Origin of the sequence: Actinomadura soli (assembly GCF_005889715.1) — a bacterium.
In the GTDB taxonomy this organism is placed as follows: Bacteria; Actinomycetota; Actinomycetes; order Streptosporangiales; family Streptosporangiaceae; genus Spirillospora; species Spirillospora soli.
Window position 1 is genome coordinate 13793 of sequence record NZ_VCKW01000051.1, and the last position, 25849, is coordinate 39641.

Here is a 25849-nt window from a genome sequence, read left to right on the forward strand (position 1 = left end):
GCATGCCTGGCGGGACGTGCGAGCGCGATCGCGTGAAGGAGCCCGGACCTCGCCAGCCGACGGCAGGCAGCGGAAGGCGGCGGAACTCCGTGAAGGATTCAGCCCGAGCGACGGCCGGGTGACGCTGATCAGATGACAAAGGCGAGCAGGGGATGCACCACTTGCTCTTCAGCGGCGGTGCCGCTGCCGCGTCGCGTCACATGTGGCCACCGGGGGAACCGGTGGCTAGCGCCTTGATGCCTCAGGACTGGACACGGGCCACACGATAGACAAGCGCCACGAAACTCGTCCACCGCGTTTCCAGCGACCGGGTCGCCCTTTTGCCGCCTTGGCAAAGAGGTTTGCCTTTCGGTGCCCCGGGTTCGCATAGTCGTGGTGGAGGTGGTCACAGTGACCGATCGGTTGAGAGACGGCTATGACGTGGTGGTGGTAGGCGGCGGCGCCGCGGGCTTGAACGGGGCGCTGATGCTGGCCCGCGCCCGGCGGTCCGTCGTGGTGGTCGACGCGGGCCAGCCGCGCAACGCCCCCGCCGCCGGTGTGCACGGGCTGCTGGCCAGGGAGGGGATCAGCCCGGCCGAACTGCTGGAACGCGGCCGGGCCGAGGTCCGCTACTACGGCGGCCACGTGGTGACGGGAGAGGTCGCCGGGGCGGTCCGCGACGGCGACGAGTTCGTTGTGACGCTGGCGGGGGGCGCGTCCGTCCGCGCGCGGCGGCTGCTGGTGACGACCGGGGTGGTGGACGAGCTGCCGGATGTGCCCGGCCTGCGGGACCGGTGGGGACGCGACGTCGTGCACTGCCCGTACTGCCACGGCTGGGAGATCCGCGACCAGGCCATCGGCGTGCTCGCCACCGGGCCGATGGCGGTGCATCAGGCGCTGCTGTTCCGCCAGCTGAGCGACGACGTCACCCTCTTCTCCCACACCACGCCGCCGGCCGGCGAGGAGGCCGCGCAGCTCGCCGCCCGCGGCGTCCGCGTGATCGACGGCGAGGTGGCGGCCCTGGTGATCGCCGAGGACCGCATCGCGGGCGTGCGGCTGACCGACGGGACGGTGGTCGGCCGCGAGGCGCTGGTGGTCGCGCCGCGGATGACCGTGCGCGCCGCCTTCCTCGACGGGCTCGGGCTGCGGCCGGCCGAGCATCCCGCCGGGGTCGGTGAGCACATCCCGTCCGACGCGACCGGCCGGACCGACGTGCCGGGAGTGTGGGTCGCGGGCAACGCCACCGACCTGATGGCCCAGGTCGGCGCCTCCGCCGCCGGGGGCGCCGCCGCGGGCGCCCAGATCAACGCCGACCTGATCGCCGAGGAGACCCGCCAGGCGGTGGCCGCCCACAGCGGTGTGAACGCGTGACGGACGACCGCCGCCAGGGTCCGCGCCTTGGCGGCGGTCCCCGGCGGCCGGGAGCCGACAGGCTCGATCAGCCGATCGGTGGTGCGAGGTAGTCCAGCGCATAACCGTCGCCGGAGGCGGTGACGCGGGCGATGCCGGGGGAGTCGAGGTGGGCACCGGCGACGAAGTGGTGCGGCCGGGTCAGCTGCTTGAGGAGCGCCGCTCGCGCGGCGCGGGCCTGGGACTGGTCGCCGTCGAGCTCCCAGGACACGTCCGGCTGATCGAACTGGAGCGTGGGAACGTGAACGGTGTCGCCCCACGCGAGAAGGCGGCCGGTGCCGCTTGTGACCTCGTAGACGGTGTGACCGGGCGTGTGGCCCGGTGCCGGGATCGCGGTGGTCCAGTCATTGATCGCGACCTTCTCCGAGACGGGTACGACCCGGTCGCGGATCGGTTCGAGCCGCCCCGTGAACACCGAGGTGTCGCCCGCCCCGATCCACACGCGCTCGAGTCCGGTGAACGCCTCTGAGCCGTCCGGCGTGATCAGGCCGCTCACGTGGTCCTGGTGCCTGTGGGTGATGGCCACATCGGTGACATGCGCGCGGTCGATTCCCGCTTCGCCGAGCGCGTCGTAGATCAATCCCATGGTGGGCTCGTGCCAGACGTCGGACGCGCCGGTGTCGATGAGAACCGACCGCGTGCCGTCGGTGACGAAGAAGGCGTTGACCGACAGCCGCAGGTTGCCGCCGGCCAGCGGGACGGCGGCCGGCAGTTCATCGAGCGGGCGCCCGTCCTCGTCGCGGAGCCGTGTCGGCGGCATGTCGATGTACCCGTCCCGCAGCGAGATCACCCGCAGGTCGCCGAATTCGAACGTGGCATGGTGCCGGCCACTCGAGATCAAACGCATGGAACCTCCGTCGCGTCGGGCGCACCCCGCGTCTCCGATAGAAGACTCAATCTACTTTGGGAGAAACTCTACACTGTGGGCGGCGACGTACCCATCGATCGAGGAGCACGGTGGCCGAGCGAGACGCGAACGCGGCCGGGCCGCAGCACGGTGACGACCTGGCCGGCGCGTTCGGCGGCAAGGTGCGGCGACGCCGCGAGGAGGCGGGCCTGACGCTGGAGCAGCTGTCCACACGCTCGTCGGTCAGCCGGGCGATGCTGTCCAAGGTCGAACGCGGTGAGAAGAGCCCGACGATCGGCGTCGCGTCCAGGATCGCCCACGCGCTCGGCGCGTCGCTCTCGGACCTGATCGGCGCGCCGGCCGCCGCCGCCTCTGGTGTGGCCGTCGTCATGCGCAAGAGCGATCGCCCTGTTTTCCGTGACCCCGAAACCGGCTTCGAGCGGCACATGGTGTCAGCGGCCCCGGGCGCGGGAGGGCCCGAGATGGTCGTCCACCACCTGCCCGCGCAGGTCTCCACCGGGCTGCTGCCCGCCTATCCGCCGGACACGGAGAAGCAACTGGTGGTGCTCGAAGGCACCCTCACCGTCGCGATCGGCGGGATCAGCGAGACCTTGAACACCGGCGACTCCCTGTTCTTCCAGGCCGACGCGGACCACGGCTTCGCCAACCGAACGAACGCCCCTTGCGAGTACATCATGGTCATCTCACGCAGAACCTGACCGCCTGCGGGCGCGGTCCCGGCGGTCCGCCGGTCACCTTCCGGGGATCGATGCCCGGGTCTTGCGACGCTTGCGGCTCCATCCGACCTCGGCCGCCAGTTCGTCCACACGGACCCGTCCGTGACCGCCGACGATCCGGTTCCAGGCCCAGGCCACCTCCGGGCGCAACGGGGGCCCCGTCTCACTTCGCCGGGCGAGGAACGCGTCCACCAACGCGAAGCGCTCCTCCCACGAGGCGGCCTCGCTCAGCCGCTCGCCGATCCGGGCGGGCTCCCGGCCCCACAGCGCGTCGAGCGCGACGACGGCGCCGTCCAGCTCGGCGGGGGAGACACCCAGGATCGCATGCGCGACCAGCGGCGACAGGCGCACCTGCACGGCCTCGAAGTTCTCGCCCCGCACCCACATCGCGCCGGAACCGAACCCGGGCCCGGCGACGACGCTGCCCCGCTGCCCGCGTCCGGCGGCATCGGCCACGATGAGCGGGCCGGCGCCTAACTCCAGAGCCAGCGAGACGGCCGGGTGCGGGACCACGCGGTGACCGGATGCGGGCCCGCCTCGGTCGCGGAACCCGGCCATGCTGACACCGTCCACCCGGCTGGGCCGCCGGGGCCGTGTGACGTCCCACACGGCCGCGCCGGTGCGCTTGTGCACGGTGGGCCGCATCGTCCCATGGTAAGCGGGCCGCCCGGCGGGAACATTCGTTCAAGCCACCGGCCCGCCCGGACGGCGACAGTGGGTCCCATGACCAAGAAACACGCCAAAAGCGGACGCAGACGCCGCCGCATCATCGCCTCGGCCGTCCCCCTCGCCGTCGCCGGGCTGCTGCTCCTGGCGAACGCGGTCGCGGTGTCGGGGCAAGAAGCCGAGGCCACCGGGACCTCGATCCTCCCGCTGGACGGTGGGAGCGTTCACGTGCGGCGGGACGGCCCCCGCGATGCCCCGGCCCTCGTGCTGATCCACGGGCTGGCCGGGTCGACCCGCTGGTGGGACTCGCTGGTCCCGATGCTGGCGAAGTCCGCCCACGTCATCCGGATCGACCTGCTCGGGCACGGCCGGTCGGCCAAACCGTCCGGCGGCGGCTACGCGGTCCCGGAGCAGGGGCGGCGGGTCGGCGAGGCGCTGGACCGGCTCGGCGTGCGGCACGCCACCGTGGTCTGCCATTCCACCGGCGGCTCGGTCGCCACCGCGCTGGCCGAGCAGCGCCGCGACCTGGTGACGGCGCTGGCGCTCATCGATTCCGGGCCTCGCCTGGACGCCTTCATCTCCGACGGGTTCGTCGGCCGCCTGCTGTTCGTCCCCGCCGCCGGGCACCTGCTGTGGCGGCTCCGGACCGACAAGATCATCCGCCGGGGTCTGGACACCGCGTTCAGCCGCCGCGGCTACGAGGTCCCGCAGCAGCTCGTCGACGACGTGCGCGGCGTCACCTACCACGCCCTCACCGCGACATCGGAGGCGGTCGACGACTATCTGCGGCAGCGCGCGCTCCCCGAGCGGCTGACGGCGGTCGGCAAGCCGCTGCTGGTGATCTTCGGCGAGGACGACCGGAGATGGCGGTCGTCCTCGGCCGCCGACTACCGCGCCGTCCCGGGCGCGAGGGTCGAGGTACTGCCTGGCCTCGGACACTCGCCCATGCTCGAGGACCCTCCCAGGACCGCCGCACCCCTCCTGACCTTCACCGCGACCCACGCCCCCCGGTGAACCCCCGGCACCCGATTCGGGACGCCGGGGAGTCACCCGGTCCACGCAAATGACCCCGTACGGGGAGATTCGGCCGCGTAACGACCGGCGCTTGGAACTGACCGACTTGCCGACGACATGACCCCTCTGCATGGCGCGCGGCGCGCTTCACCGTGAGGTCACCTGCTGACGACGTCGGCGCCGGTGACGGTCTCGCCGCGAACGGCCGACCTCGCGCCGATGGTGGCACCGGGCAGGAGGCGGTGTAGTCGGCTTCGCTGTTGCCCAAGCCGCTCATGGCGTAGGTGGTGATGGGATGGTCTTGCCGGTGAAGCCGAGCTTCTCGGTGACGACCAGCAAGACGACCCGATAAGGGGCAAGATCGGGGAGAGCGCCGGTGACGGCGGGGAGAGCGTCGGCGTTCCGCTCTTGGACGTTGCGGCCGACGGTCCGCTCGTGGTCATGGGGTTTCAACACGATCGATACCGGCACCGGCTCTTACCGCCTCGCCCAGATCCGCGCCCGAGCCCGAACGACGAGAGCTTCCTATGAGGGCGATCGCTTCGATCTCGACAAGTTGGTCGGGGTATCCAAGGGCAGCGACTCCGAGCAGAGTGCTTGGTGCATCATGCTCTCCGAATGCCGTCCTGATCGCTTCCCAGGCGGTTACGAGGTCGCTGCGGTCACTCGACGCGACGTAGATCGTCGTTTTCAGAACCTCCGTCAGAGCGGTCCCTGCGTGCGCCAACGTCTCGACCAGATTCGCCATGGCTTGCTGGGCTTGGGCTTCAACGTCACCGACACCGACTGTTGCCCCATTCTTATCCAAGGGACATGCCCCGGCGGTGTAGACCACAGCTCCGGGTTGAGCGATCGAGGCGTACGCGTATGGAACACCGCCGAACAGGCGGTCAGGACGGAGGAGTTGCACAGGCATTCACTGAGCGTGCCCGATCGGACCGTGGCAGAACAACTGAGTTAACCACCCGACACGAAGTGGTTCTCACCGGCAATCTCGGCTCGCCGACCTCGTCCGCCACGTCGTCGCGACCTGGCAAGGGCACGCCGCCAACGGCTCCCGGCGGCCAGCCCGGCCGCCCGATCAGCTCCCACCGACGTCAGCCGACGCCCCGAAACTGAGCCATCGCGAAGGATGCGATCCGAATGCGACCTGAACGACATGGCAAGACCTTCGACGTCGCCGCGCTGCCGGCGCGGCTCGGGCACGTCTACTGGATTGGCGGCGGGAGCGGTGCAGGCAAGTCGACCATCGCCCGTCGCATAGCGGCCCGGCACGGTCTGCATCTCTACGCGACCGACGAGGCGATGTCGGACCACGCCAGCCGGAGCGCCCCCGAAGACAGCCCATTGCTGGGCGAGTTCAAGGCCATGGACATGGACGAGCGATGGGTGAACCGATCTGCGGAAACGATGCTTGAGACGTTCCACTGGTTCCGGGGCGAGGGCTTCGGCCTGATCGTCGAAGACCTCCTCCGCCTCCCCAGGGAGCCGAGTGTGATCGTCGAGGGGTTTCGACTGTTGCCCCACCTGGTCAAACCTCTCCTCGTCGTGCCTGGTCACGCCGTCTGGCTGCTCCCGACACCCGAGTTCCGCCGGGCCGCGTTCGAGCACCGCGGCTCGCTGTGGGAGATCGCCCGCAAGACCAGTAATCCGGAGACGGCCCTGCGCAACCTGCTCGCGCGTGACCGGATGTTCACCGAACGGCTCTCCGAGGAAACGAAACGTCTCGAACTGCCGGTCATCGAGGTCGACACCACGATGGCCGAGGATGAGCTGGCCGAGCGAGTGACCAAAGCGTTCGGACTCTGAGCCGGGACAGCGCACGCCGCCACCAGCCCGTCTTGTCGTCGAGCGGCGTGGGCGATGTTCTTGGGCGCGACCCACGATCGAGCCATTGAAGACAGGCGTTCAAGCAGTTGCGATATCTGACTCCGCCAGCGGAAACCCGCTGAGCTGGGCTAACGCAATCGCTTGTGCCGGGTGACGGCGGTCTTACCGGCACCCCGGTTCGCGAGGTTCGTGGTGTGTCTCGGCGCCGGGCGCGCCGATCGGATGGACGCCAACGCGCGTTCTTCGCCTTCTTCGTCGCGGCCCGGATCGTGCGTCAGTCGGTCGCGGGGGTGCCTGGCGGCGGCCGGGTGGCGCGGTGGCCGGCGAGGATACGGGTGAGGTCGGTGACCGGGGAGGCCGCCAGCTTGTGGTTGGTGTCGTCGTAGCCCCGGGTCGTGCGGGGGTCGGCGTGCCCGGCCAGGTCCTGGACCTTGGCGAGCGGGACGTCGTTGCCGAGCAGGGTGGTGATAACGGTACGGCGCCCGCTGTGCGGGGACAGCCGGTGGGCGGCGGGCAGCCCGGCCCGTTCCGCCTGCCGGCGCAGGATGTTGGTGACGTCGCGCTGGGTGAGGCGCTTGCCGCCGGGCTTGGCGGGATCGTGGGGGTGCGGGGCGGTGACCAGCAGCGGGCCCGGCGGGCAGGAGCCGTCCGGATGGCGGCGGGCGCGGACGGCGAGATAGGCGTCCAGGACGCGGCACAGCTCGCCGTCCAGGCGCACGAGGTCACGGCCTCCGGGGCCCTTGCCCTTCACGCGATGACGCAGGACCCGGTAGCCCGCCTCGATGTCCAGGTCGGCCAGGTCGGCCTGGGTGAACGCCGACACCCGGAGCGCGGTGTAGAACAGCAGCCCGATGACGGCCGCGTCGCGCCAGGCGGTCTCGGTCCCGCGGTCCGCGGCGCGGGCCTCGGCGGTGTCGAGGAGGCGGGCCGTCTCGGGGACGCTCAGCGTGGGCGCCTTGCGCGCGGACGCCGCGATCTCCGCGGTGGAGGGGCGTTTGACCAGCAGGGTCGGGTTGCGGTCGGCGACGTCGTTGGACTGCAGGTAGGTGTACCAGGACGACACCGCCGCCAGCCTCCGGGCCCGGGTCGCGGCACTGGGCGGACGGACCGCGCCGCCGACGCTGACGGTCATCGACGCCGACCAGTCGTCCACGTCCGCGCGGCGCGCCGTCCTCGGGTCCAGGCTGGTGCGGGCGCAGTAGTCCAGCCAGGCCGCGAGGTCGCGGTAGTAGGCGCGGCGGGTGGCGTCGCTGTTCTGTCCGCGCAGCCAGGCCGCGGTCAACGACCTGGCGCCGTAGCGGTCGCCGGGCTCGTCGGCGGGCTGCGACTCTGCGTTGTTCTGCCAGTAGCGATTCGTCATCGAGTGTCAGGCGGCAGGTCACAGGCATCCTCGTCCAGGTAGCTCCCCTCGAGGAACGCGCGCCGGTAAACCACATTGCTCCGAACGAAGGCTCAAGGCTTCGGCTCCCGACTGCGTGGTCGGAGACAAGGCAGGGCTGCGCGTTCGGAGTGATTGCCCCTCTCCAGGAAGTGCACGATGGCGACAGCGACCCTTGCCGTGATAGCGGCGCCGATAGTGCCCGGACCGGTGAACGATGCATGACTCCGGGCGAATTCACCTATCTGCGTGTGTTGGCCACATAAATTCCCCATGGATGCCTGTGTGACGTTTGCCCGATTTATGGAGCGCTGCCCACGCTGACGCTGGTGCCGAAAAACCACTGGCATCGCGTAACGAATCTACTGGTGAAGGTTGACGAAAGGGCAAGTCAGAGGCGATCTGCATGCTACTGCCAACGTATGTATCGTCACGTCATGCCAGTCGTTGCGGGTATAAAATGATCTTCTTTTGTGATCTTGGCCGAATGGTTTGGCGATTGGAGGTGCGTTTTTTATTGCCTTCTGGTAACTGGCCTGTGTGGCCGGTTGTCCTGATCGTGGAGTTGCTTGTGCTTCGAGGGAGTCGCTGAAACCCAGCAGGAGAGGTCGATGGGTGACTTGGAACAAGGTGCCCCTGAGGTGATCGAGCGGCTGGGTTCCTTGGCTCAGGTGCGTCGCGCTGCAGTGCGGCGTTTGCTGGTGCTGGATCAGCGCGGCGATCTGAGTACCGAGCATGTGAGGGTCGTGGCGTCGTGTGTCGCGGTGCACGAGCGCACGGTTTGGCGGTGGCTGGAGCAAGCGCATGCCGATGGCCGCTGTGAGCGACTGCCGATCGCCCGATTCACCCTGACCGAAGAGCTTCGTGCTCGGCTGGCCTTTTGGGGCGGGAACGCTTCGGCGCTGCATCGTGAGCTGGTCGCTGAGCAGGAGACTGGCGGGGTGAAGGCGCCTAGCCTGGCGACCTTGCATCGGGCGATCCGCCGGGATGTGTCCCAAGGGATACGTGCCGGGATCCGGGATGGTGAACAGGCCAGACGGGCATTCGACATCCGGTTGCGGCGGCCGGACAAGAGCGAGGGCCACCGTAACCAGGTATGGGAGGCCGATCATGTCCAAGCGCCGGTCTGGGTGGAGGTCGATGGGAGACCGGTTCGGCCGTGGATCACCTGGTTCATCGATTGCTACTGCTGCGCCGTGTGCGGGCTGGCCGTCACGGCGGGGTCTCCCAGCCGTGAGTCGATCTTGGCGGCGGCGAGGGCGTCGATCCTGTGCAGCGACCGCTATGGAGAGTTCGGTGGCCTCCCTGAGGCAGTGCGGATCGACCAGGGCAAGGACTTCTTGAGCGGGTCGGTGCGGGCGGCGCTGGGTCGATTCGCGATCCCGGTCGGTGTGCTGCCCGGATACTGCCCTTGGCTAAAGGGCACGGTGGAGATGGTCAACGGCGCCGTGGAAAAGATGTTCTTTGCCTCACTGCCGGGCTTCGCGCACGGTGCCAAGCGGCTCGGCGGTAAACCGGTCGATCCGAGCGAGCCGCTCCTAACGTTCTCGGGGTTCGTTGAGTTGCTGTTGGAGTGGGTCGCCGAGTGGAATCAGCGGATTCCCAAAGCGGTGCTGGACGACCGCACTCCCCAGCAGATGTGGCGTGATGACCCAACTCCGTTGGAGCACGTTGAGGCCGAGGATCTGTGCCTGATGCTGCTGGAGGATGATGGGCGTCCGCGCAAGGTGTCCAACCAGGGCGTGAAGTGGAAGCGCCGGCACTATGTCAGCGAAGACCCCTGGATAGGCGATTATGTCGGTAAGTGGGTCAGGATCCGCTACATGCCTCACCACGATCATGAGATCGAGGTGTTCGATGCCTCCACGGGTGAGCATTTGGGGCGGGCGTTCCTGTGCGATCAGGCGTCTGCGGAACAGGTCCGCCAGATCCTGCGCGCGCGTCGCGAGGCCGCCGCCGAGCTGGAGCGGACATTGAAGGCCGCCGCGCGGCTGCGCCGTGAACGCTTCGCCGCTCTCACTGCTCCTGGCCCGGCCAAACGGTTGGGTGCGTTGACGTCGGCCGAGGCCGACGCCGAGGTGCGGTCGCGCGATGCCGGCCACGGCCGGCCACGGAAAGTGGCACGTCCGCAGGGGGTCGCGCTGCCCGAGCCCGCAGCTGGCTGGGTGTTGCCGGTCCAGCGCGCGGCCGAGCCCGAATCCGGCGAGAGGCCCATGCTTGCGGCCGCCGGCCAAGCCGACGAGCAGGATCCGGGGCGTGAGACCTGATGAGAGGAGCCGTCGATGAGGCCGGGGCATGTGACCTCGCTGCGCGCGGCGGGGAGAAACCACTATCTGAAGCTTGCGGGCGCGAACGTGGTCGCCACCGATGCCCTGCTGGTCACTAAGGAGAACCTTGCGAGAGTGATCGAGAAGCAGGCGATGATGTGCGTCTACGGCGAGTCTGGTGTGGGCAAGACTCTGTCGGTCAACGAATGCCTGGCTGACATCGCTCCGGATCTGACCTTGCGGATGGCGTTCGGCGCCTACCCGCGTCCACGGGATGTACGCGAAACTCTTTTCGAGGCACTGGAGTTGCCAGGTCGCGCGCCCCGTCGCCCGTATGAGTTCACCCGGCTGCTGAAGGAAGAATTGTCGCGGCAGTTCCGTGTCCTGGTTTGCGATGAGGCGCAATGGCTCTCCCGGGAATGTTTCGAGTTGTACCGGCATCTTTGGGATCACGAGAGCACTCAGATCGCGATCGTGTTCGTCGGCGGCGCCGGCTGCTATCAGGTCCTGAGGAACGAGCCGATGCTGTCCTCCCGGATCTACATCTGGCAGGAGTTCACCCGCCTGTCGCGCGAGCAGGTGAGAAGCGTCATCCCGGCCTTTCATCCATTGTGGGAAAATGTCTCGGCCGCTGATATCGACGAGATCGACAAACAGGCCGCGCATGGCCGCTTCCGCGACTGGGTCAAGATCACTTCCCTGGCGGTCGACGAAATGGAGGCCCGGGATAGCGGCATTCTCGATGAGGGTGTACTGGAGTGGGTGTTCAGTAAGAATAGGGCCTAACCTCCGTTCTCGATTACTGCTGGGTGAGCGCCCAGGGTTGGTGACCGAGGGAGGGGTCGGCTGCCGGGCTCCGACCGGCTGCCAGGACGACGGGAGGTTCACCGTGGTGGAGCATGCGGTCTACCCAGCGGCTGTCGCCCAGGCCGGGGCAAGGCCGACACCGCAGGCCGACCCCGACAGGCCGCAGGCGCCGGCCGCCTCGAGGCCGACAGCCGACCCGCCGGTGGTGACGATCGCCTTGGACGTCGACGACGAGTACAGCAATGTCCAAGCGATCATGAGCCTGCACGATCCCGCTGCGGGACGGATTGTGGTGCACCCGACTCCAGCGGTGGGGGGCAGGCTCACCCTGGCCCACGATCTCATGGGCGCGTTGGGAAAGTCGGCCACTGCGCGCAACGCTGGGCGCGGCGTGACGGAGATCTGGCTGCAGGCCGCAGCCTGGATCTGCGGGTCGGGCATCAGCGAGATCGTGGTCTTGCGGGCGCATCTGCTGCCCCGGCCGGCATTGGCGCGGCTGGTGCAACTGGCCGCCGACACCGGCGCCGCATTGATCTTGGTGTGGCATGAACGGCCGCCTGCTGACTGGCGCCAGGTTCTGCCCGCCGCCACACTGGCGGTGCTTGAGGACGCGCAGGAAGCCTTCGTGAAAGCCCGCGATCGTTTTCGGTCTCGGCCGGCGCCAGCCGAGGCCGTGCCGCTGTACTGCAGCCCGCAGCTGCCTGCGGACGCCGGTCCGGCGCTGGCGCACGCACTGCAGGCGCCGCTGCCCGCCCTGCCCGCGGCACCGCTGGCTGGTTTCCGTGCCCAGTTGAGCAGATTCCTTGGACCCGATGAGTTCACCCAGGCTGACCTGCTGTACGCGGCCGCGATGGACGCGGTGTGCGGTTTCTTGACCGGCAGCCAGTGGTATGACCGCGACCACGTCCGGCCCTCTGTATGGCACTCAGGCGCCCCGCCTTCTCACCACCCCGCTGGTGGTGGCGATCCGGTGAGACGCCAGCCCGACGCCGATTCAGTGGCCGAGGCGGTCAACGCTCAGGAGGGGAAAGCCGAGAGCGGATCGGAGGCCGGGTCGTGCCCTGAGCCGCCGGGCGAGAGGGAGGGGCACGCCGAACCAGACAGCGTGGTGCAGGGTCAGGGGTGTCAGGAGGCGTTCGCCGCCGCGGCCGACGAAACCGATCATGCGTGGGGTGCGGACGACGACGCGGACCGGTTTGAGGATCGGCGGGGGCACGGCGGGCTGGCGGTGTTTCCGATGCCCTGGCCAGACTCCAACGCGCTGGATGAATTCCTGCTGGCGCTGCTGAGCATCAGCAGTTCTCCCGCACACAGCCTGGTGCTGCTGCGCGGGGCGCAGGCGGGGTTCCTGCTGCACGGCCTGCTGCTGACTGTACCCGCCGATCCGGGGCGCCTGGGCGGCCCGGGGTTCGGCGGGCTTCCGCTCAGCGTGCAGGTGGCCGAGCAGATCCGGGCCAGTACGCTGGATCCGCTCCGGGCTGCCGCGCTGGCCCTGACATTGGCGACCGGCCTTGATCCGGCGGATCTGGGCTCCAGCCGGGCTCAGGACCTGGCCGATGACGCCTCCAGCATCGTGCTAGGGCCCTACCCATGGCGCTCAACCAGTACCGTGCTGCGCTTTCCGGTCCCCCCGCATGCTCGGGACCTGCTGGCCGCGGCCCGCGCCTACACCGTCCTAAGCGGGGGCGGTCCCGCCGAACCGCTGCTGTCGGCCGGGCTGGGGTATTACGAGCAAGAGGTGTGGGCGACCGCTGCAGCATGCGGGCTGGGGTTCCGCAGATCGCATCGGTGGGGGTCGCCCTTAGGTGAGCGTGCCGAACGGCCCGACTACTGGCATCTGCACCTGCGCTGCGTCTGGGTCGCCGCTCCGTTGCACGATAATCTCCATGGCTCCCCGGGAAGGCAGGTGGGAACCTATGCGCCGCCAGCTTGACCTGCTCCGGGTACAGCGGATCATGGACCAGCGTCACCTCGACCCCAACATGGTCGCCGACCGGACCCGTCTTCCCCTCAACCAAGGCGGACCCGCCTGGTCCAACCTCGCCGACCTCTTCGGGGTGAGCGCCGGACAGTTGGTCCGCCTTGCCGAGGTGCTCGAGGTCGCCGTCGATGAACTCCTCACCCCGCCGCTGGATGCCTGGGCTGTGGAGCAGCAGGGCCAGGACCGTGACTTTCCCAGCCTGGACGCAGACGCGCTGCACGCCGTCCTGGTCCAGTTCGGGAGCCTCAGCGATCACGCATTGTGCAGGGTGTTCAACTGGACGCCGCAGCGGCTGGAGGACACCATCACCGTGCTGGCGCGGCGGCTGGGTGACAAAGGCGTCACCCCGGTACGGCAGGGAGACCGGGTCATCCTGGAACCCGCCTTCGAGGCCCTTCCCTCGGACGCCCAATGGCGGGTGACTGATCTGGCCGACGACAGTGTCACCTTGGCCGAGGAGCATGCGCCTTACCTGGTGACCGCGGTCCGTGCGCACGCCCTGGGGCCCTATCCCGGGCCGCCGATGGTCCCACGCCCCGTTATCGACACACTGGCCCGGCAAGGAGCTGCCCGGCCGCCCGACGCCCATGCACCGCCTGGGCGGCCGGCGCGGCTGTTCCCCCACGACGACCTGATGTTCGCGCTCCGGCTGCACCAGACGCCACCCGACCGCGTCCGGGCACCATGACAGTACTGCACGACGGCACCGCTGGCGGTGCGCCGCACCGCCAGCGGTATGGCGGCTGCCACCGGATGCTCGAGTCAAATCTGCGCTGTGCCCGCGCTGCGATGCCCCGCCCTCGGTAACGCCCCGCCCGCGTCGACAAGAAGGTCACCATGCCGGCTCAATCGCCTGCGCCTGGCGCCCTGCCTGACCCGTCATCGGACCTTGAGCAGCGGGTGCGCCAGCAGATCCAAGTGGTGCTGGGTGCCCGGCTCATCGAACTCGATCGCGCGGTCCCCGGGCAGGTCGCCTCGTCTGCCCGTGATCACCTACCGGGTGCGGAGTCCGGACCGTGCCAGCAGACGCCCTCGCTGCTGATCGAGCTCACCACTCGCTGGGCGCTGTCCAGGAGGATCGAGGACCGCCCCGAGTTGCTGCGGGACCTGGCCGCGTGGTTCGACCACTGCGAGCATCCGCTATCGGCCACCCCCGCAGAGATCCTGGATTGGCTGCACGCCACCACCCGCCCTGGCACCTACGACAGGGGTGCGCCGCTGTACGTGGTCGAGCGGAGACGGCGGGTCGTGACCTCGTGGTACCGGATCTTGCACGAACACCGCTTGTGCCGACGCAATCCGGCCGCCGGGCTGTGCGGCCCCCACCCTCCGAGCACCGGGTGGGAGCCGCACAGCGTCCGCAGCTTCACCGCTTACCGGCCGGTGTCCCTGGAGCCCGTAGCCTTCGCCGTCGTCGTCGAGTACGCGTTGCAAGAAGCGCATGAAAACGGCTACGAGTCCAACTGGCGTGACGCGGCTGTGCTGGCCGCATCCTTCTATCTGAGGCGGTCGGTCGCGGACCTGGTGAAGTTGGGCATAAAGCATCTGACCGGCGTGGGCGCGTCTGTCGACGCCGACGATCCGATGACCCTGTGGCTTGACGATCCGAAGACCGCCCCCCAGTTGTTGCCGGTGCCAGCCGCAGTCAGCGCCCCGCTGCGGCGTTATCTGTTCCTGCGCGCCGCCCGACACGGCACCGACCCGCGGCTGCTGAACGGGCCACTGTTTGCAGCTGATCCCGCAGAGACCCGCCCGGACCGGAGTGACCCCACCACGGAGGAACCTAGAGGCGATACGCCGTGGGCGGACTGCGCCCAGCGAATCGACCGTCTGCTGGCGCGCGCCTCGCGAGCAACGGGGGTCAGCAACGGCATCGCAAGCGGCAACCTCACCGCCGATTCAGCTGAGCCGTACCCCCGGCGCACGCCGACGCTGCCCCCGATCCAACCAGCGAGCACATTGTTGTGCTCGCATCTTGCCTGTCGTGCTGACGCGGACTGCTGAGGAAACCACCTGGTTTCATCGGCCTCTAGCGGATCTGGCTCATATTCCGTGCAGTTGTGACAGTCCTTGAGGGGCACTTGGGGGCGGAGGTGTGGCGGTGAGGACGCGGACCATGCTGCCGTCGCCGTCGTCGTAGGCGCGGGCCTCGGTTTTGTAGATCTCGTGTCCTTAAGTTGCACTGTTACGGGCCCGTCAATCACCGCCCGCATCTGAGCCATGCGCACCCCCTGTCCCCGTGTTCCCGAACAGACCGGGTGATACCCGCGCGCATCACTCAGCAGGTGGCGACCGCAGTTCGAAGCCGCTTAGGCCCCTACACACGCGGCGTCGACCCGGAAGACGCCTGGTACCAGGACCGCGACCACGTTGCCGCAGCCACACGTAGATGGTCTGGCTGGGCATGTCCAGGTCCGCTGCGACCTGCCGGACCGGCCGCCCGGCCTTCACCAGATCCAGCACCTTGCGCCGGAACTCAGGGGGATAGCCAAGGGGCATCGATTGCCTCTCCTCGTGATCAACGGCACGAGGATTCCAGCAAGCCGACACCACGGAAGCCGGGGCACATCAAGGACTTCACCAAACCCGGTGGGCTTCACCTCGCGCTTCGCGACAGCGGCTACGACACGCAGCTCCGCATCGAGGACGTCGAGACCCACGAAGGAGGCTCCTTGCCCGTGTGGACCCCGGACACCGGCAAGGCGTAAAGACCTCCGCGGGTTTCACCGACCTGTTCCGGGCCCGCAGGCACCCCGGCCAGCGCGCCGAGGACGCGCCGACCAGGAACGCGCCGAACGAAACGCCCGGCGCGACCGGCCGACGGAATGACCCGCCTGCACGCCCCGGTCGCCCCATCCTGGGGGGTTGGTCTCTGGCTAGCGAGTCAGTTTCCGACGTATTGGCTGTCGCCCGTGACATGTGCGTCATACCAGTAAAATCCGGCCGGGCAAGGTTGATTATCGGTGCGGTGTACAGTGAGGACGATGGTCGGTGGCCGGGGGGCGAGTCGCTGGTCGAGTTCTCGGCTGGGCTTTTCTTTACTTAGGGCGCCGGTCGCCTTGGTCCCACTGAAGGACAGTTCCCAGGTGAAATGGGCCTGGGGACATTTGTTCGAGGTGGCGGCTGTGGCGAGCTTCCCACGCAGAGTACGAGGGCTGAAGGAGTTTTGGGTCTTGAGGGTGGTGGTGATCTGTTGCTGCGGCTCGAGAGTCCACTTATAGTCCGGAGAGAAACCGTTGCAAACACCCCGACGGGTGGAGCAGTCGCGAGGTAGCATCTCTGGTTTGGCGCCGGAGGCGTAGGCGAGATAGCTATCGTTGGGGAAGATGTTCGGGAACATGATCCAGACTACGATAGTCGTCGCGCCGACACACATCGCGAAGCATGCGAGAATTCTGGGCAGAGCCTTGCCCGTAGTGGCAGGAAGATTCCGGATTCGTTTCCTGACATGGTCGCGCGCAACGATCCTTTGAAATTCTTCCTGAATGGCGCGGTAGTCGACGTCCTCGTTGGCGAAGCGGTGCAACTGCCGCGTGTGCGCAGGGTCTGCCTCGACCGCTTCGGCGATGGCCAGCGCGCCGGCGCTATCGGGTACGTAGTCGGCGGTGAACAGCCGTTCGACGAGTTCAGCGCTCATGCCTGAGGAGTCGGCGAGCCGGGTCGGGGTGTTCCCGGTGAGGTCGGCGTGGACCCGCAGATAGACCGCGAACGCCCGCCGCGTCGGCGGCGCCGCGGTGTTGATCTTTTGGCGGAGCATCAAGTAAGCGGTGGGGGCCTCGATCGTGGTCCCGGCGAAACGCGAGACGAGTTCCTCCGCGGTGCTCCTGCCGACATCGGCGAGTTCCAGGTAGGCCAGCAGTTGAGCCAGGATCTCCCGGTGCTGTGCCACCAGCGCCCTGGCCCGGCCGGCCTCGCTGCGCTCGTTGTCGCGTTGCCGTTCGGCCTGGCTGAGCCGCCAACCCAGCTCCTCGACGGTTTGCCGGGCAGCTGCTGTTTTCGCGCGCAGATCCGCGACGTCAGCATTCGCCTCTCCCAGCGCTGCCTGCAGAATTTCCACGGTCCGTTCGGCCCGCGTCTTCTCGTCCTGAAGTGTTGAGAGCTCCTCCTGGAGCCTTTCCAGCTGCACGCTGGGCGAAGCCGCGCCGTTCTCCTCCCCGGGCGGATCGGGAGCGGTGCCGGCAAGCGGCCCCGGTGCGGTGAGCTCAGACCAGCACGAGGGGTCGATGAGCTTGGAGATCTCCTGAGGGTCGGCGGGCTCGACGGTCTGGTCGTCGCTGCTCCAGGGTGGCTGTTCACGATAGGCCGCCACCCAGAGCCGCCCGATGCGGGCCGCCCGGTCCGGGTCACTGGCCGGGTGGTCGGCGCAGTGTCGGATGATCGCCTCGGCGACGTCCCCGCCGCAGCCCCCGCGACGTCCGGCACCGAGGTTCTTGGACAGCTTCTTCCGCGAGACCAGCTCTGCCTTCTCCGGCTCGACTTCACAGACGTGATCGAGGAGTCCCCGGCGCCCGAAAGTCGATTCGACATACCAATGCAGAGCGACGACGACCGCCCCTATCTCCCGAGAGACAAACCGATTTTCGATCTCGGAATGGATCCACTCCTCGAATTGCTGGCGTTCCTTTTCCGTTTTCCGAAGGTACGCCTCGGGATACGTCAGGAACACGACCAGCTCAGCCAGCCAAGCATCTCGGCCTGCACTGCTGCCTGACGTCGCCGTTTGCGGCTGCCCAACGGCATTGTCCCGCCCTCGCCGCTGGTTGTCGCGCTCGCTCATGCCGGTAGCTCCTGGTCCGGGACTGGCGTCCGCGACAACCTCGGCGATTGTCGCGGGCAGAATCTTTTATTGATGTCACGCATTGTCGCGGTTGCAGAACTGGCCTACGAGTCCGCTAATAGAAAGGCGGTTGCTATAGAGATGTAGTGACGCAGGCGGGCCCCGCACTGCCCACGGTCTGGCAACCGGCGGTGCGGGACCCGGTGACCCCTCCTCCGAGTACAGGAAGGACCTCTTCATATGATGCGGGATCTCTCGGTCCCGGCGCCACCGAGCGAGCCAGAATACCTGCTTTTCTGGAACTCTCGCCCGGCGCACGGGAATTCTCACCGCCGCTGCCGGCACCGCATGCCGAGGCCAGCCGCCGCCGCGACGCCGGAGTCGAGTCTGGATGTGCGGCTGGATAAGAGGATGGCCGGGGGGCGAGCGTGCTGATCCTGAAGGCGCTCATCGCGTTGGCCGTAATTCTTCTCGGCGTCGTCGCGGGGTCGGCCGCCACCTTCGTCGTGTGGAAGTGGGGGGGAACGTCCCCTGCGGTCGCGATCGTCACGGGCGTGTCGGTGTGCTTCGCCCTCGTTGGGGCCTCTATTGGCCTGGTGTCCTTTCTCGGATCGGATTAGCGCCGACGTGCCGCCGCGCCCACGGTTTCTGGCATGCGATGGTCCCCGTCGCCGTTTCCGGTCTGGGTAAGGCATCAGGTCTGAGAATCTTCCTCCAAATCCCCCCGACTAAGTCGGGGATACAACAGGGCGCCTCATGGCGCACATGTAGTGGTCGGTGACCTGGCCCTCCTTGGCCGTGCGCAGCTCGTCCTGGCCGATGCGCCAGGTGATGCTGGTGGTGACCAGCCAGCGACGGCGGCCAGGACGCCGATCACGATGCCGATCACGATGCCGATCACGATGCCGACGCTGTTGAACCGGCCTTGGGGAACATCGGTGCAGCCGTTCTCGGTGAGAACGATCTTGCTGGCTACTTGGTCTCCTGGTGACCGTACGCTGGCTCGGGGTGTTTCTGGAGGACCCTTTGGATGTGCCGGCTGCGGTGCTGGACTTCGTGTCCGAGCAGCTGGGGATCGTGGATCCGTCGCAGGTGAAGAGGTACAGCGAGCGGGCCAAAACGAAGCTTCCGTACGGCGAGCAAACGTTGGAAATTCGGCGCCTGCTACCACAAGGCCAGGTAGCGTCGCCGGAAACCGACGACGGAGAAGGAGGCGACGCATGCGCGCGACCGTGCTGGACGTGGTGCGGGACGTCGTGGACCAACAGGCGCCGGGGGAACGCCCGTTGGTCGACGATCTGGCGGGGCTGAACTACAGGCTCGTCGTACGGCGGATGCGACAGGCGAACGACGGAAGGGGCGGCGACCCCCTCGGCTTCGGCCTTTCCGAGGTCACGGCGCTCATCACGCCCGTCGTGTTGCTGGCGGTCCACGAGGCGTGCCGGGCCGCGGTGGCGGACGTGACCGGCCGCCTGCTGCCCCGCGTCACCAACGCCCTGGATCGCCTGCGCCCGCCGAGCCGCCGCCCGACTGCCCCGCCCGAGGTCCCGGACCTCGACCGGGACCAACTGGCGGCCGTCCGACGTCGGGTGCGCACGGAGGCGGTACGGCGCGGGCTCCCCGAGCCGGACGCGGAGGCCCTGGCAGACAGTGTGGTCGCGAGGCTGGCGCTGGCCGGAACGGAGAGGGCTGAACAGGCGACATGAGCGGGGCCACGGAGACCCTGGCACCTCGCTCAGCCTCCGAGTCCACCCCTTCTACTTCCGTCGGCCCCGACCCCAGCGCACTGCCCGCAGGCACCACCCTGCGGTTCCTCATGCTGGTCGTCGTCATGGTAGTGGCCATGGTCGAGATGTCGATCGGCATTCTGAGGCCGTCGCAGGATCTGGGGCTGCTGTGCAAGTTCGCCGCCGGGTTCGACCCCGGGGGCAAGCTGATCGACGAGTTCGTGCGGGAGCAGGCGCAGGCCGAGGCGCTGCGGGCGTGTACCGAGGGGGCGGAGGGGGCCCCGCGCTGGTACGGGTTGGCCTGGGCTGGCACCGTGTTGCTGGCGGCCGGTGGGCTGTATCTGCTGTTGCCGCGCTGGAAGCGGAGCCGACGCGGTGTGGAGCCGTTGCGCGGGCAGGACCCGCAGGACGAGGTGCGGGCCGAGGTCGTACGGCTGGCAGGGCGTGCCGGGGTGCGGTCCCTGCCCGACCTCGTGGTCGACCGGCTCGCGCTCGATCCCGGGGCGGTCGTCTACGGCCGGGCCGGCCGCCGCACGCTCTGTCTGAATAACGGTCTGCTGCACACCCGTCGCGTGGACTCCGCCCGCTTCGAGGCCGTGGTCCTGCACGAACTGGCCCACCTCCGCCACCGAGACGTGGACATCGCCTACGCGGTGACGGCGCTGTGGCGGGTCTTCCTCGCGCTGGTCGTCGTCCCGTACACGCTCCTGATGGGCAAAAGCCTCGTCGATGCGCAGTTCTTCGGTGAGTTCCCTGGGTCGAGGTTCCCGGGCGCCGACGAGGTCCTCTGGCCGGTCACCCGTACGTTCATGATCAAGGACATCGCAATCGTCGCGTTCCTGTTCCTGCTGGTCGTCCTGGCCCGCGCCGACACCCTGCGCCACCGCGAGCTGTACGCCGACCGGGGCGCGGTCGCCTTGGGCGCCGACCCGGCCGTCTGGCAGGTGCAGGCCGAAGGGCGTATGCAGGGCCGCTCGGCGACGCGGGCCGTCACCGCGCTGTGGCGCAGCCACCCCTCCTGGGCCAAGCGGTGGCGGTCGCTGCGCAACCCGGCGGGGTTGTTCACGCTGACGGACGTGCCGCTGTTCCTACTCGGTGTGGTCACGCTCGTCACCGGGAACGCCCTGAGCACAGTGTGGGACAGAGGCGCTGCCGCCTGGGTCGTCGGGACCCTCGCCGCGTGCGTGCTGACGGTCGCGGTCTGGCGGGCGGTCCTGTACGCCATCCACAGCCAGGCGTTCGGTCCCAGGGGCATACGGGCGGGGCTCGCCCTCGGGCTCGGTCTGATCTGCGGAGTGCTGCTGTCCGGGCTGGACCCACTGTCCGGCTGGTGGCCCGAGCACGGGGAACCGCTCCTCTTCCTGCTCCTCGGCTCCGTCGTCTACGTCACCTGGCTCGCCCAGTGCGCCCGGCTGCACCTGCGGGCCGCGCCGAGCGGGCATGCTGTGCCCCGCTGGGCCGTCCTCGTCGCGGCCGTCGCCGGGTCTGTCGTGGCGGCGGCCGGGTTGTACTGGTGGCTGTATCAGGGTCAGCTATGGATGATGGGGGACATCCTCGCGGCCCTCGACGCGCGGCGGTCCTTCTCGGGCCCCTGGGACAGCCGCCCCCAGTACGAGTCCGTGCTGCCCTGGATCAGCTCGGTTCTGATCACCCTGGTCACCGCGGGCTCGTCCCCGACGATCGCCGCCGGTGCGGTGGTGCTGTGGGCGTATCCGGCGCTGCTGCTGCTCCGGCGGCCCAGGGCGGCGGGGCTACGCTCCACCGTCCTCACCGGGCTGGCCGGAGGGCTCGTGGGTGTCGCCGCCGTGGCGGCCGTGATGGCGTACGTCCACTCCTGGCACCCTCCGCTGGAGGAGCAGACCTCCCCCTTCGTAGCGGTCTATCGGTGGTGGCGGACGGTTGCCTTGTGGACCGGGGTGGTGGTCACGGCGGCCGTGGTCGCCGCGACCACCCGCACGCATCGCCTGCCCCGTGCGCTGACGGCGGCAGCCATCGCGCATGTCGCCATGCTGGCCGGACAGTTCGTCCTCCAGGCTGCCGACGGCTGCGTCGGCCCGCTGCAGGTCATGGCCAACACCTGCCACTGGCTGCCCGGCACCTCCTGGACGCTGACCAAGGCGCTCGCCTATCCGGTGACACCGGCCTTCTTCGGAGCCGCCCTCGCCGCGACCGCCATGGCCCAACTGCCCCGCGTGAAACGCAAGTCGGTGCCTTCCGACGCCGTACGACGCTCCTGGCCGGCCCGGACCGTGGTGGCCGCCGCGGCAGTGACCGGGATCGTCCTCACGGCCGTCGTCACGGACCCGATAGCCCCGATATCGGGCGATGACAGCCCGCCCGCGACCGTGCCGGCCCGACCCGAACCGGCCGACACCGACGAAAAGGTGCGCGACCTCCAGCTCCTGGCCTGGTACACGCTGGGCGGCCATGCCGACATGGTGGCGCTGACCGACCGTTACGCCGAACTCGCAGAGGGGCTCTTCCAGGAATTGAACGCCAAGAAGGCAACCCTCGATGGTGACACCCTTCGCCCCCTCTGCGACGGCCTCGCCCGCGACACGGCCACCGCCCGTCGCCATCTGCGGGTGCCCGACCTTGGCCTGGACCGGAAGTGGTCCACCCTGCTGGACCGCGGCAGGGACGCGGCCGCAGAGTGCATGGCGGTACTCGACGGCTCGGGGGACGATGTGGAGCGCAACGCCAAGATGCTGGAGCGACTCGGCGCAGCCCTTGAGCAGACCCAGGTGGCGCTGCCGCCCCTGACGGACCGTGTCTCTGCCGCGCTGGCGAGGTGGCCGGAGTGGAAGGCCGGTTGATCAATCGCGGGTCAGCTTCAGGAAGGAGGCCCAGGTGGAGGGTTGACGGTGAGGTGGGGAGCGTCCGGAGTCTTGGAGTCCCGGACGCGGATGGCGGCGGGGTGGGCGGCTACTTCGACGCAGGTCCCGCCCTCATCGGCCTTGTGGTAGCGGGCGCCGAATTTCCAACGTCTGCTCGCCGTACGGAAAGCCTTCCGTACGCGAGACAGCTCCGCCACCAGCACGTTTCCGCAGGGCGTCGCTTGTATCGCTTCCTGTATACGCGTCTACGTCAGTGCTCAGGTGTTCGTGAGACAGCGAACGTCACCGCAGGTCAGACCCAACTCCGTTGGAAATTCGGCGCCTGCTACCGCAAGGCCATCCCGGTTGTTCCCCCACGAACACATCACCCAGGCCACTGAACCTCTCACCTGAACCGCGGCGGGGGTGTCGGGATTAGAAGGTTTGACGACACCCACGTGAAGGCCGCCGAAGGGACTAGAAGAAACCGGACAACAGGGAATGAAGCACCCCGCCGGCGGTCCGATCCGGATGTTGATTGACGACAGGATTTCCCGACAGATAGAACGGGGCTCCGTACTACCGAGGAGCGCCCTCACGAGGAGCCGGATGGGCTGGGGTCGGCCTCGCGGCGGCGGGCGAGTTCGGCGAGCGCCTGCTGGGCCTGGAGTTCGGCGTGGACGGCGCGTTCGCGCTGCTGGTCAGCGTCGGCGCGGGCGGCGTCGCGATCGTGTCTGAGGGACTGCACGGTGGTGGTGAGGGCGTGCGCATCCAGGCGCGCCTGGGCTGCGTCACGGCGGGCGGCGTCCATCTCTTGCCGGAGTGCGGTGGCGGTCTGCTCTGCTTTCTCGGTCAGCGCGGTGGCGCTGGCGACGGCGCGTTCGGCCTGGGCGGCGCGCTCGTCGGCCTGGTCGGCTCTGGCCCGGCCGGTCTCGGCGGCCCCCTGCGCGGTGCGGGCGGTGGCCTGCGCGGCGGCGAGTTCGGCGCGGCTCTCGGCCAGTTCCTTGTGCGCCTGCTCCCGCGCGGCGGTCTCGCCCTGGAGCCGGGCGAGGGCTTTCTCGAGTTGCTCGGCCACTGACTCTTCGGCCCGCTTGGCCAGGGCGGCGGCGCGCTCGGCCTGCGTGCGTGCCTGCTCGTGCGCGGTGACGGTGTCGGCGGCGTGCTGCCTGGCCTGGGCGGTCTCCTCGCGTGCCTGCTCGGCTGCCCGCTGGGCGTCCTGGCGGGCCTGCCGTTCGCGTTGTTGCGCTGCGGCGGCGCGGCCGGCGCGTTCGGCGGCCTGCTCGGCCTTGTGCTGCGCGGCGGCAGCTGCGTCGTGGGCGGCGGCGGTGTCGGCCTTGGCCGCGGCGACCTCGGCGCTGCTGACCTCCTTGATCGCGTGGAGGCCGTCGACCGCCCGGGCCAGGGTCTCGCGCAGGTCGGCCATGGCCGGTACCGCCTCGTCGGCGACCGCGATCACCAGCCGGAGCGGGTCGCCGATCGCCTCGGCCATGCGAGAGTCGCGCTGCGCCTGCGCTTGCTCCTTGCAGTCGCGGGGCGGCGGGCAGTACATCCGGCGGCGGCCGCCTTTGTACTTGCCGTCGCGGCGCCGCTGCGGCGCGGGCAGCGGCTCGCGGCACATCCGGCAGCGCCCGTGCGGCGCCTCTTGATCCGGGACCTCGTAATCCGGGGTCGTGCCATCCGGCTCCCCTCCCGTCTTCGCTCCTGCTTCTGCGCCGGGTGTCTCGGCGGCGTAGAGGCTCGGGGCCGGGCCGGCGGAACCGGAGGTCGCACTGGAGGACGCGCTAGCGGACGAGGCGGGGACTGGTGTTGAACGACAAGTAGTTGTCAGTAATTGCGCCAAGCTTGTCAGTGGCGCGCCAAGTATGACAGCGGATATTAGCACAACTGAGTTCCACTAGGCGCCTGACCTGGAGAAACGTCGCTTCGATGGTTCCTGCGTCGAGGCATTGGCGATCTTGGCCTTCGGTGGGCGATGGTGGCTGATGGGGTGCCATTGCGCCATGTTTGTCAGTCGCCCGTCGGCGGGTTCGTGGAATCGACTTAATTTGAGACTGTTCATCAATTTCTGCGCGATCTTCTTTTTGATCCTGTTAGTGCTCCTTAGGTTGAGTGTTGGGTGTGGGTGGTTGTCGTGTTGGAATGGATTGGCTGGCGTGTATTTAGTGTTGGTTGGTGAACATGGAAGTATTCATTGGTCAGGGTCGGTGCATTGGTTCAATTTGTAGTTCAGTTCAATAGTCACCGGGTGCTGGATAGGCGTGAGGTCCTGTCTGGTGCGGGGGTTGGTCCTGCATGAACTGACCGGTCGGATGCGGCCTGAAGGCACGCGCTGCCTTGGGTGGGGGAACTCGCCCGTAGGATGGTGGCCAGGTCGGTGTATACCGGCTTGGTCGATGTTGTGACGATGGCGTGTTGGCTGAGGCCCTTCCGTGACCGCCCAACGAGCTCAGCCACGACACCCTGGACGGCCTGCCAGAGAGTAGGGTTCTCCGGCCACGTTCGCGGTGTCCTCGTCGCCGCCAGATCCCTGCCTGATCGCGGTGAACACCCCGCCCGGCTCGAACGATGGGCCGCGGATCATCAGCGTGCGACCTCCGCTGCACAGCGGCTCCTGCGCATCTATGCGATCCGGTGCGTGCTGCGCAGCCTTCGTCACTGAACTCGCGGCGCCCACGCCACCATCAGGCCACGGTCGCTCGCCGCAACGTCAATTCGGCTACGGCTGCCATCCCCATCGGCATGTTCGGCATCCACATCAAGTTCGCAGTTCAAGGGCAATGGGCTCGGCAGCGGCGACTGGGTGACCTACGCCTCGACGTCTGCCGTCGAAGATGTGGGCGGAGTAGCAGTCCGTCTGCCTGGACGGACTGCTTCAGCAAGGACGAAGCGTCCGCCTTGCCCGAGGCCGGCTCACAGTCCCAGCCTGACCGCACCAACCCTTTCCCGCAGCTCAGAACACCGATGAGCCTCCAAGCCCGGTCCGGGCGAGGGTCATTCAGCCAGTGAGTCTCCTGTCTGGGGATCGGGCGGTGGGTGTATTGGTGGCCTTATCGGGACCCGGGTTTGGGGCGTCGGTCGATGGGAGCGCGCTCGCCGGTCAGTCGGCCTCTCCCTGCAGTCAGGTGAGCAGCCCGTTGACGATCGTCGTCGACGACCTGCCCCTTGTGGCGCCACCGCGTGGTGATGGCCGCGTTCTCTTCGGGGGTGCCGTTGAGGTCCTCGTCGACCACGCTGTCGGCGTGCAACGCGTTGTAGTGGGGATCGTCTGGGGGGATCACTGAGGCGCCGCAACCGGAGTCGTGCGGCAGGAGTAGTTCGCCGCCTTTGAGCACTGCCTGCGCCATCGCGCCTCCAACCCGAGGTGCCGAACATATTACCTTCTTCGACCTGGCCGAAATATCGGCGGGGTTCCTGGTCGGTGTACGTCCGGCGCGCCGGGCGTGGCTCCGCCGGCTGTGCCTGCGCCTGGACGTGCGGCCGTGGCGCTCGCCGCCCGCTGCCCAGGGCGGCGACTTGTCGGCGGTGGGTGCGGGTCATGCGGTGGCGGGTTGAAGCGGTGGTGGTCTGTTCGGGGGCGTGGCGCGGATCGCCGGGCGGGTGCGCGGGCCGCGGG

The 25849-nt window shown here is 68.6% G+C and carries 22 protein-coding genes and 1 pseudogene; 13 read left to right on the forward strand and 10 right to left on the reverse strand.

Going from position 1 to position 25849, the window contains the following annotated elements; translation table 11 throughout:
* Positions 1–390 precede the first annotated feature (390 nt).
* On the forward strand, positions 391–1350 hold the full coding sequence (locus ETD83_RS12650) for an NAD(P)/FAD-dependent oxidoreductase (RefSeq protein ID WP_171064166.1): 960 nt from the start codon (positions 391–393) through the stop codon (positions 1348–1350).
* A gap of 67 nt (positions 1351–1417) precedes the next feature.
* Here the strand turns inward: ETD83_RS12650 and ETD83_RS12655 are convergent, their stop codons facing one another.
* Complete coding sequence (locus ETD83_RS12655; RefSeq protein ID WP_138645294.1) at positions 1418–2236, reverse strand: MBL fold metallo-hydrolase; 819 nt, start codon at positions 2234–2236, stop codon at positions 1418–1420.
* A gap of 110 nt (positions 2237–2346) precedes the next feature.
* Here ETD83_RS12655 and ETD83_RS12660 point away from each other — a divergent pair, with 110 nt between their 5' ends.
* Complete coding sequence (locus ETD83_RS12660; RefSeq protein WP_138645295.1) at positions 2347–2955, forward strand: helix-turn-helix domain-containing protein; 609 nt, start codon at positions 2347–2349, stop codon at positions 2953–2955.
* A gap of 33 nt (positions 2956–2988) precedes the next feature.
* On the opposite strand, the gene ETD83_RS12665 is transcribed toward ETD83_RS12660, so the two are convergent.
* Entirely contained in the window at positions 2989–3618 is a 630-nt protein-coding gene (locus tag ETD83_RS12665) for a hypothetical protein (RefSeq protein ID WP_205717625.1), read from the reverse strand.
* A gap of 78 nt (positions 3619–3696) precedes the next feature.
* Here ETD83_RS12665 and ETD83_RS12670 point away from each other — a divergent pair, with 78 nt between their 5' ends.
* A complete protein-coding gene (locus ETD83_RS12670; RefSeq protein WP_138645296.1) occupies positions 3697–4653 on the forward strand; it encodes an alpha/beta fold hydrolase in 957 nt (318 codons plus the stop codon).
* Between the two features lie 273 nt (positions 4654–4926).
* Here the strand turns inward: ETD83_RS12670 and ETD83_RS12675 are convergent, their stop codons facing one another.
* Together ETD83_RS12675 and ETD83_RS12680 are read right to left on the reverse strand one after the other, a co-directional pair.
* A complete protein-coding gene (locus tag ETD83_RS12675) occupies positions 4927–5109 on the reverse strand; it encodes a hypothetical protein (RefSeq protein ID WP_138645297.1) in 183 nt (60 codons plus the stop codon).
* On the reverse strand, positions 5093–5569 hold the full coding sequence (locus ETD83_RS12680; RefSeq protein WP_138645298.1) for a RidA family protein: 477 nt from the start codon (positions 5567–5569) through the stop codon (positions 5093–5095). The genes ETD83_RS12675 and ETD83_RS12680 overlap by 17 nt, the downstream gene beginning before the upstream one ends.
* A 227-nt stretch (positions 5570–5796) precedes the next feature.
* On the opposite strand from ETD83_RS12680, the gene ETD83_RS12685 reads away from it, so the two are divergent.
* The gene (locus ETD83_RS12685) at positions 5797–6462 is read left to right on the forward strand and encodes a nucleoside/nucleotide kinase family protein (RefSeq protein WP_138645299.1); all 666 of its coding nucleotides are present in this window, start codon (positions 5797–5799) and stop codon (positions 6460–6462) included.
* Between the two features lie 295 nt (positions 6463–6757).
* Here ETD83_RS12685 and ETD83_RS12690 read toward each other — a convergent pair whose 3' ends face one another.
* On the reverse strand, positions 6758–7843 hold the full coding sequence (locus ETD83_RS12690; RefSeq protein WP_138645300.1) for a tyrosine-type recombinase/integrase: 1086 nt from the start codon (positions 7841–7843) through the stop codon (positions 6758–6760).
* Between the two features lie 704 nt (positions 7844–8547).
* On the opposite strand from ETD83_RS12690, the pseudogene ETD83_RS12695 reads away from it, so the two are divergent.
* The 5 genes and pseudogenes from ETD83_RS12695 to ETD83_RS12715 all read left to right on the forward strand — a co-directional run.
* Positions 8548–10035: pseudogene (locus ETD83_RS12695) on the forward strand (Mu transposase C-terminal domain-containing protein); the annotation flags it as partial.
* 108 nt (positions 10036–10143) lie between these two features.
* Positions 10144–10914, forward strand: a complete 771-nt coding sequence (locus tag ETD83_RS12700) for an ATP-binding protein (RefSeq protein ID WP_138645301.1) — start codon at positions 10144–10146, stop codon at positions 10912–10914.
* 226 nt (positions 10915–11140) lie between these two features.
* Entirely contained in the window at positions 11141–12868 is a 1728-nt protein-coding gene (locus tag ETD83_RS12705; protein ID WP_171064167.1) for a hypothetical protein, read from the forward strand.
* Entirely contained in the window at positions 12852–13604 is a 753-nt protein-coding gene (locus ETD83_RS12710) for a hypothetical protein (protein ID WP_138645303.1), read from the forward strand. Before ETD83_RS12705 ends, ETD83_RS12710 begins: the two co-directional genes overlap by 17 nt.
* Before the next feature lie 212 nt (positions 13605–13816).
* A complete protein-coding gene (locus ETD83_RS12715) occupies positions 13817–14920 on the forward strand; it encodes a hypothetical protein (protein ID WP_138645304.1) in 1104 nt (367 codons plus the stop codon).
* A 270-nt stretch (positions 14921–15190) separates the two neighbouring features.
* On the opposite strand, the gene ETD83_RS45940 is transcribed toward ETD83_RS12715, so the two are convergent.
* Both ETD83_RS45940 and ETD83_RS12725 read right to left on the reverse strand, forming a co-directional pair.
* Positions 15191–15415, reverse strand: a complete 225-nt coding sequence (locus ETD83_RS45940; RefSeq protein WP_205717627.1) for a helix-turn-helix domain-containing protein — start codon at positions 15413–15415, stop codon at positions 15191–15193.
* 385 nt (positions 15416–15800) lie between these two features.
* Positions 15801–17693, reverse strand: coding sequence for a hypothetical protein (locus ETD83_RS12725; RefSeq protein WP_138645305.1), 1893 nt, complete (start codon positions 17691–17693; stop codon positions 15801–15803).
* Between the two features lie 428 nt (positions 17694–18121).
* On the opposite strand from ETD83_RS12725, the gene ETD83_RS12730 reads away from it, so the two are divergent.
* The 4 genes from ETD83_RS12730 (at position 18122) to ETD83_RS12745 (ending at position 22236) form a co-directional block, all read left to right on the forward strand.
* Complete coding sequence (locus tag ETD83_RS12730) at positions 18122–18313, forward strand: hypothetical protein (protein ID WP_138645306.1); 192 nt, start codon at positions 18122–18124, stop codon at positions 18311–18313.
* 367 nt (positions 18314–18680) lie between these two features.
* A complete protein-coding gene (locus ETD83_RS12735; protein WP_171064168.1) occupies positions 18681–19004 on the forward strand; it encodes a DUF4158 domain-containing protein in 324 nt (107 codons plus the stop codon).
* Positions 18914–19399 (forward strand): hypothetical protein, encoded by a 486-nt coding sequence (locus ETD83_RS12740; RefSeq protein WP_138645307.1) that lies wholly within the window; start codon positions 18914–18916, stop codon positions 19397–19399. The genes ETD83_RS12735 and ETD83_RS12740 overlap by 91 nt, the downstream gene beginning before the upstream one ends.
* Positions 19396–22236, forward strand: a complete 2841-nt coding sequence (locus ETD83_RS12745; RefSeq protein ID WP_138645308.1) for a M48 family metallopeptidase — start codon at positions 19396–19398, stop codon at positions 22234–22236. The genes ETD83_RS12740 and ETD83_RS12745 overlap by 4 nt, the downstream gene beginning before the upstream one ends.
* Positions 22237–22253: 17 nt before the next feature.
* Here ETD83_RS12745 and ETD83_RS45680 read toward each other — a convergent pair whose 3' ends face one another.
* From ETD83_RS45680 to ETD83_RS12760, 3 genes are all read right to left on the reverse strand, one after another.
* Positions 22254–22460, reverse strand: coding sequence for a DUF397 domain-containing protein (locus ETD83_RS45680; RefSeq protein WP_329602767.1), 207 nt, complete (start codon positions 22458–22460; stop codon positions 22254–22256).
* Between the two features lie 371 nt (positions 22461–22831).
* Positions 22832–23854 (reverse strand): coiled-coil domain-containing protein, encoded by a 1023-nt coding sequence (locus tag ETD83_RS12755; RefSeq protein ID WP_138645309.1) that lies wholly within the window; start codon positions 23852–23854, stop codon positions 22832–22834.
* Between the two features lie 1429 nt (positions 23855–25283).
* Positions 25284–25580 carry a hypothetical protein gene (locus ETD83_RS12760; protein ID WP_138645310.1) on the reverse strand — a complete coding sequence of 99 codons (297 nt, stop codon included), beginning with the start codon at positions 25578–25580 and terminating at the stop codon, positions 25284–25286.
* Between the last annotated feature and the right edge of the window lie 269 nt (positions 25581–25849).

Bases quoted from the DNA above. Each gene is read 5' to 3' on its own strand.
- ETD83_RS12655 (WP_138645294.1), bottom strand. From the start codon at position 2,236: ATGCGTTTGATCTCGAGTGGCCGGCACCATGCCACGTTCGAATTCGGC.
- ETD83_RS12665 (WP_205717625.1), bottom strand. From the start codon at position 3,618: ATGCGGCCCACCGTGCACAAGCGCACCGGCGCGGCCGTGTGGGACGTC.
- ETD83_RS12670 (WP_138645296.1), top strand. From the start codon at position 3,697: ATGACCAAGAAACACGCCAAAAGCGGACGCAGACGCCGCCGCATCATC.
- ETD83_RS12680 (WP_138645298.1), bottom strand. From the start codon at position 5,569: ATGCCTGTGCAACTCCTCCGTCCTGACCGCCTGTTCGGCGGTGTTCCA.
- ETD83_RS12685 (WP_138645299.1), top strand. From the start codon at position 5,797: ATGCGACCTGAACGACATGGCAAGACCTTCGACGTCGCCGCGCTGCCG.
- ETD83_RS12690 (WP_138645300.1), bottom strand. From the start codon at position 7,843: ATGACGAATCGCTACTGGCAGAACAACGCAGAGTCGCAGCCCGCCGAC.
- ETD83_RS12700 (WP_138645301.1), top strand. From the start codon at position 10,144: ATGAGGCCGGGGCATGTGACCTCGCTGCGCGCGGCGGGGAGAAACCAC.
- ETD83_RS12710 (WP_138645303.1), top strand. From the start codon at position 12,852: ATGCGCCGCCAGCTTGACCTGCTCCGGGTACAGCGGATCATGGACCAG.
- ETD83_RS45940 (WP_205717627.1), bottom strand. From the start codon at position 15,415: ATGCCCCTTGGCTATCCCCCTGAGTTCCGGCGCAAGGTGCTGGATCTG.
- ETD83_RS12725 (WP_138645305.1), bottom strand. From the start codon at position 17,693: ATGAGCGAGCGCGACAACCAGCGGCGAGGGCGGGACAATGCCGTTGGG.
- ETD83_RS12740 (WP_138645307.1), top strand. From the start codon at position 18,914: ATGCGCGCGACCGTGCTGGACGTGGTGCGGGACGTCGTGGACCAACAG.
- ETD83_RS12745 (WP_138645308.1), top strand. From the start codon at position 19,396: ATGAGCGGGGCCACGGAGACCCTGGCACCTCGCTCAGCCTCCGAGTCC.
- ETD83_RS12755 (WP_138645309.1), bottom strand. From the start codon at position 23,854: ATGTGCCGCGAGCCGCTGCCCGCGCCGCAGCGGCGCCGCGACGGCAAG.
- ETD83_RS12760 (WP_138645310.1), bottom strand. From the start codon at position 25,580: ATGGCGCAGGCAGTGCTCAAAGGCGGCGAACTACTCCTGCCGCACGAC.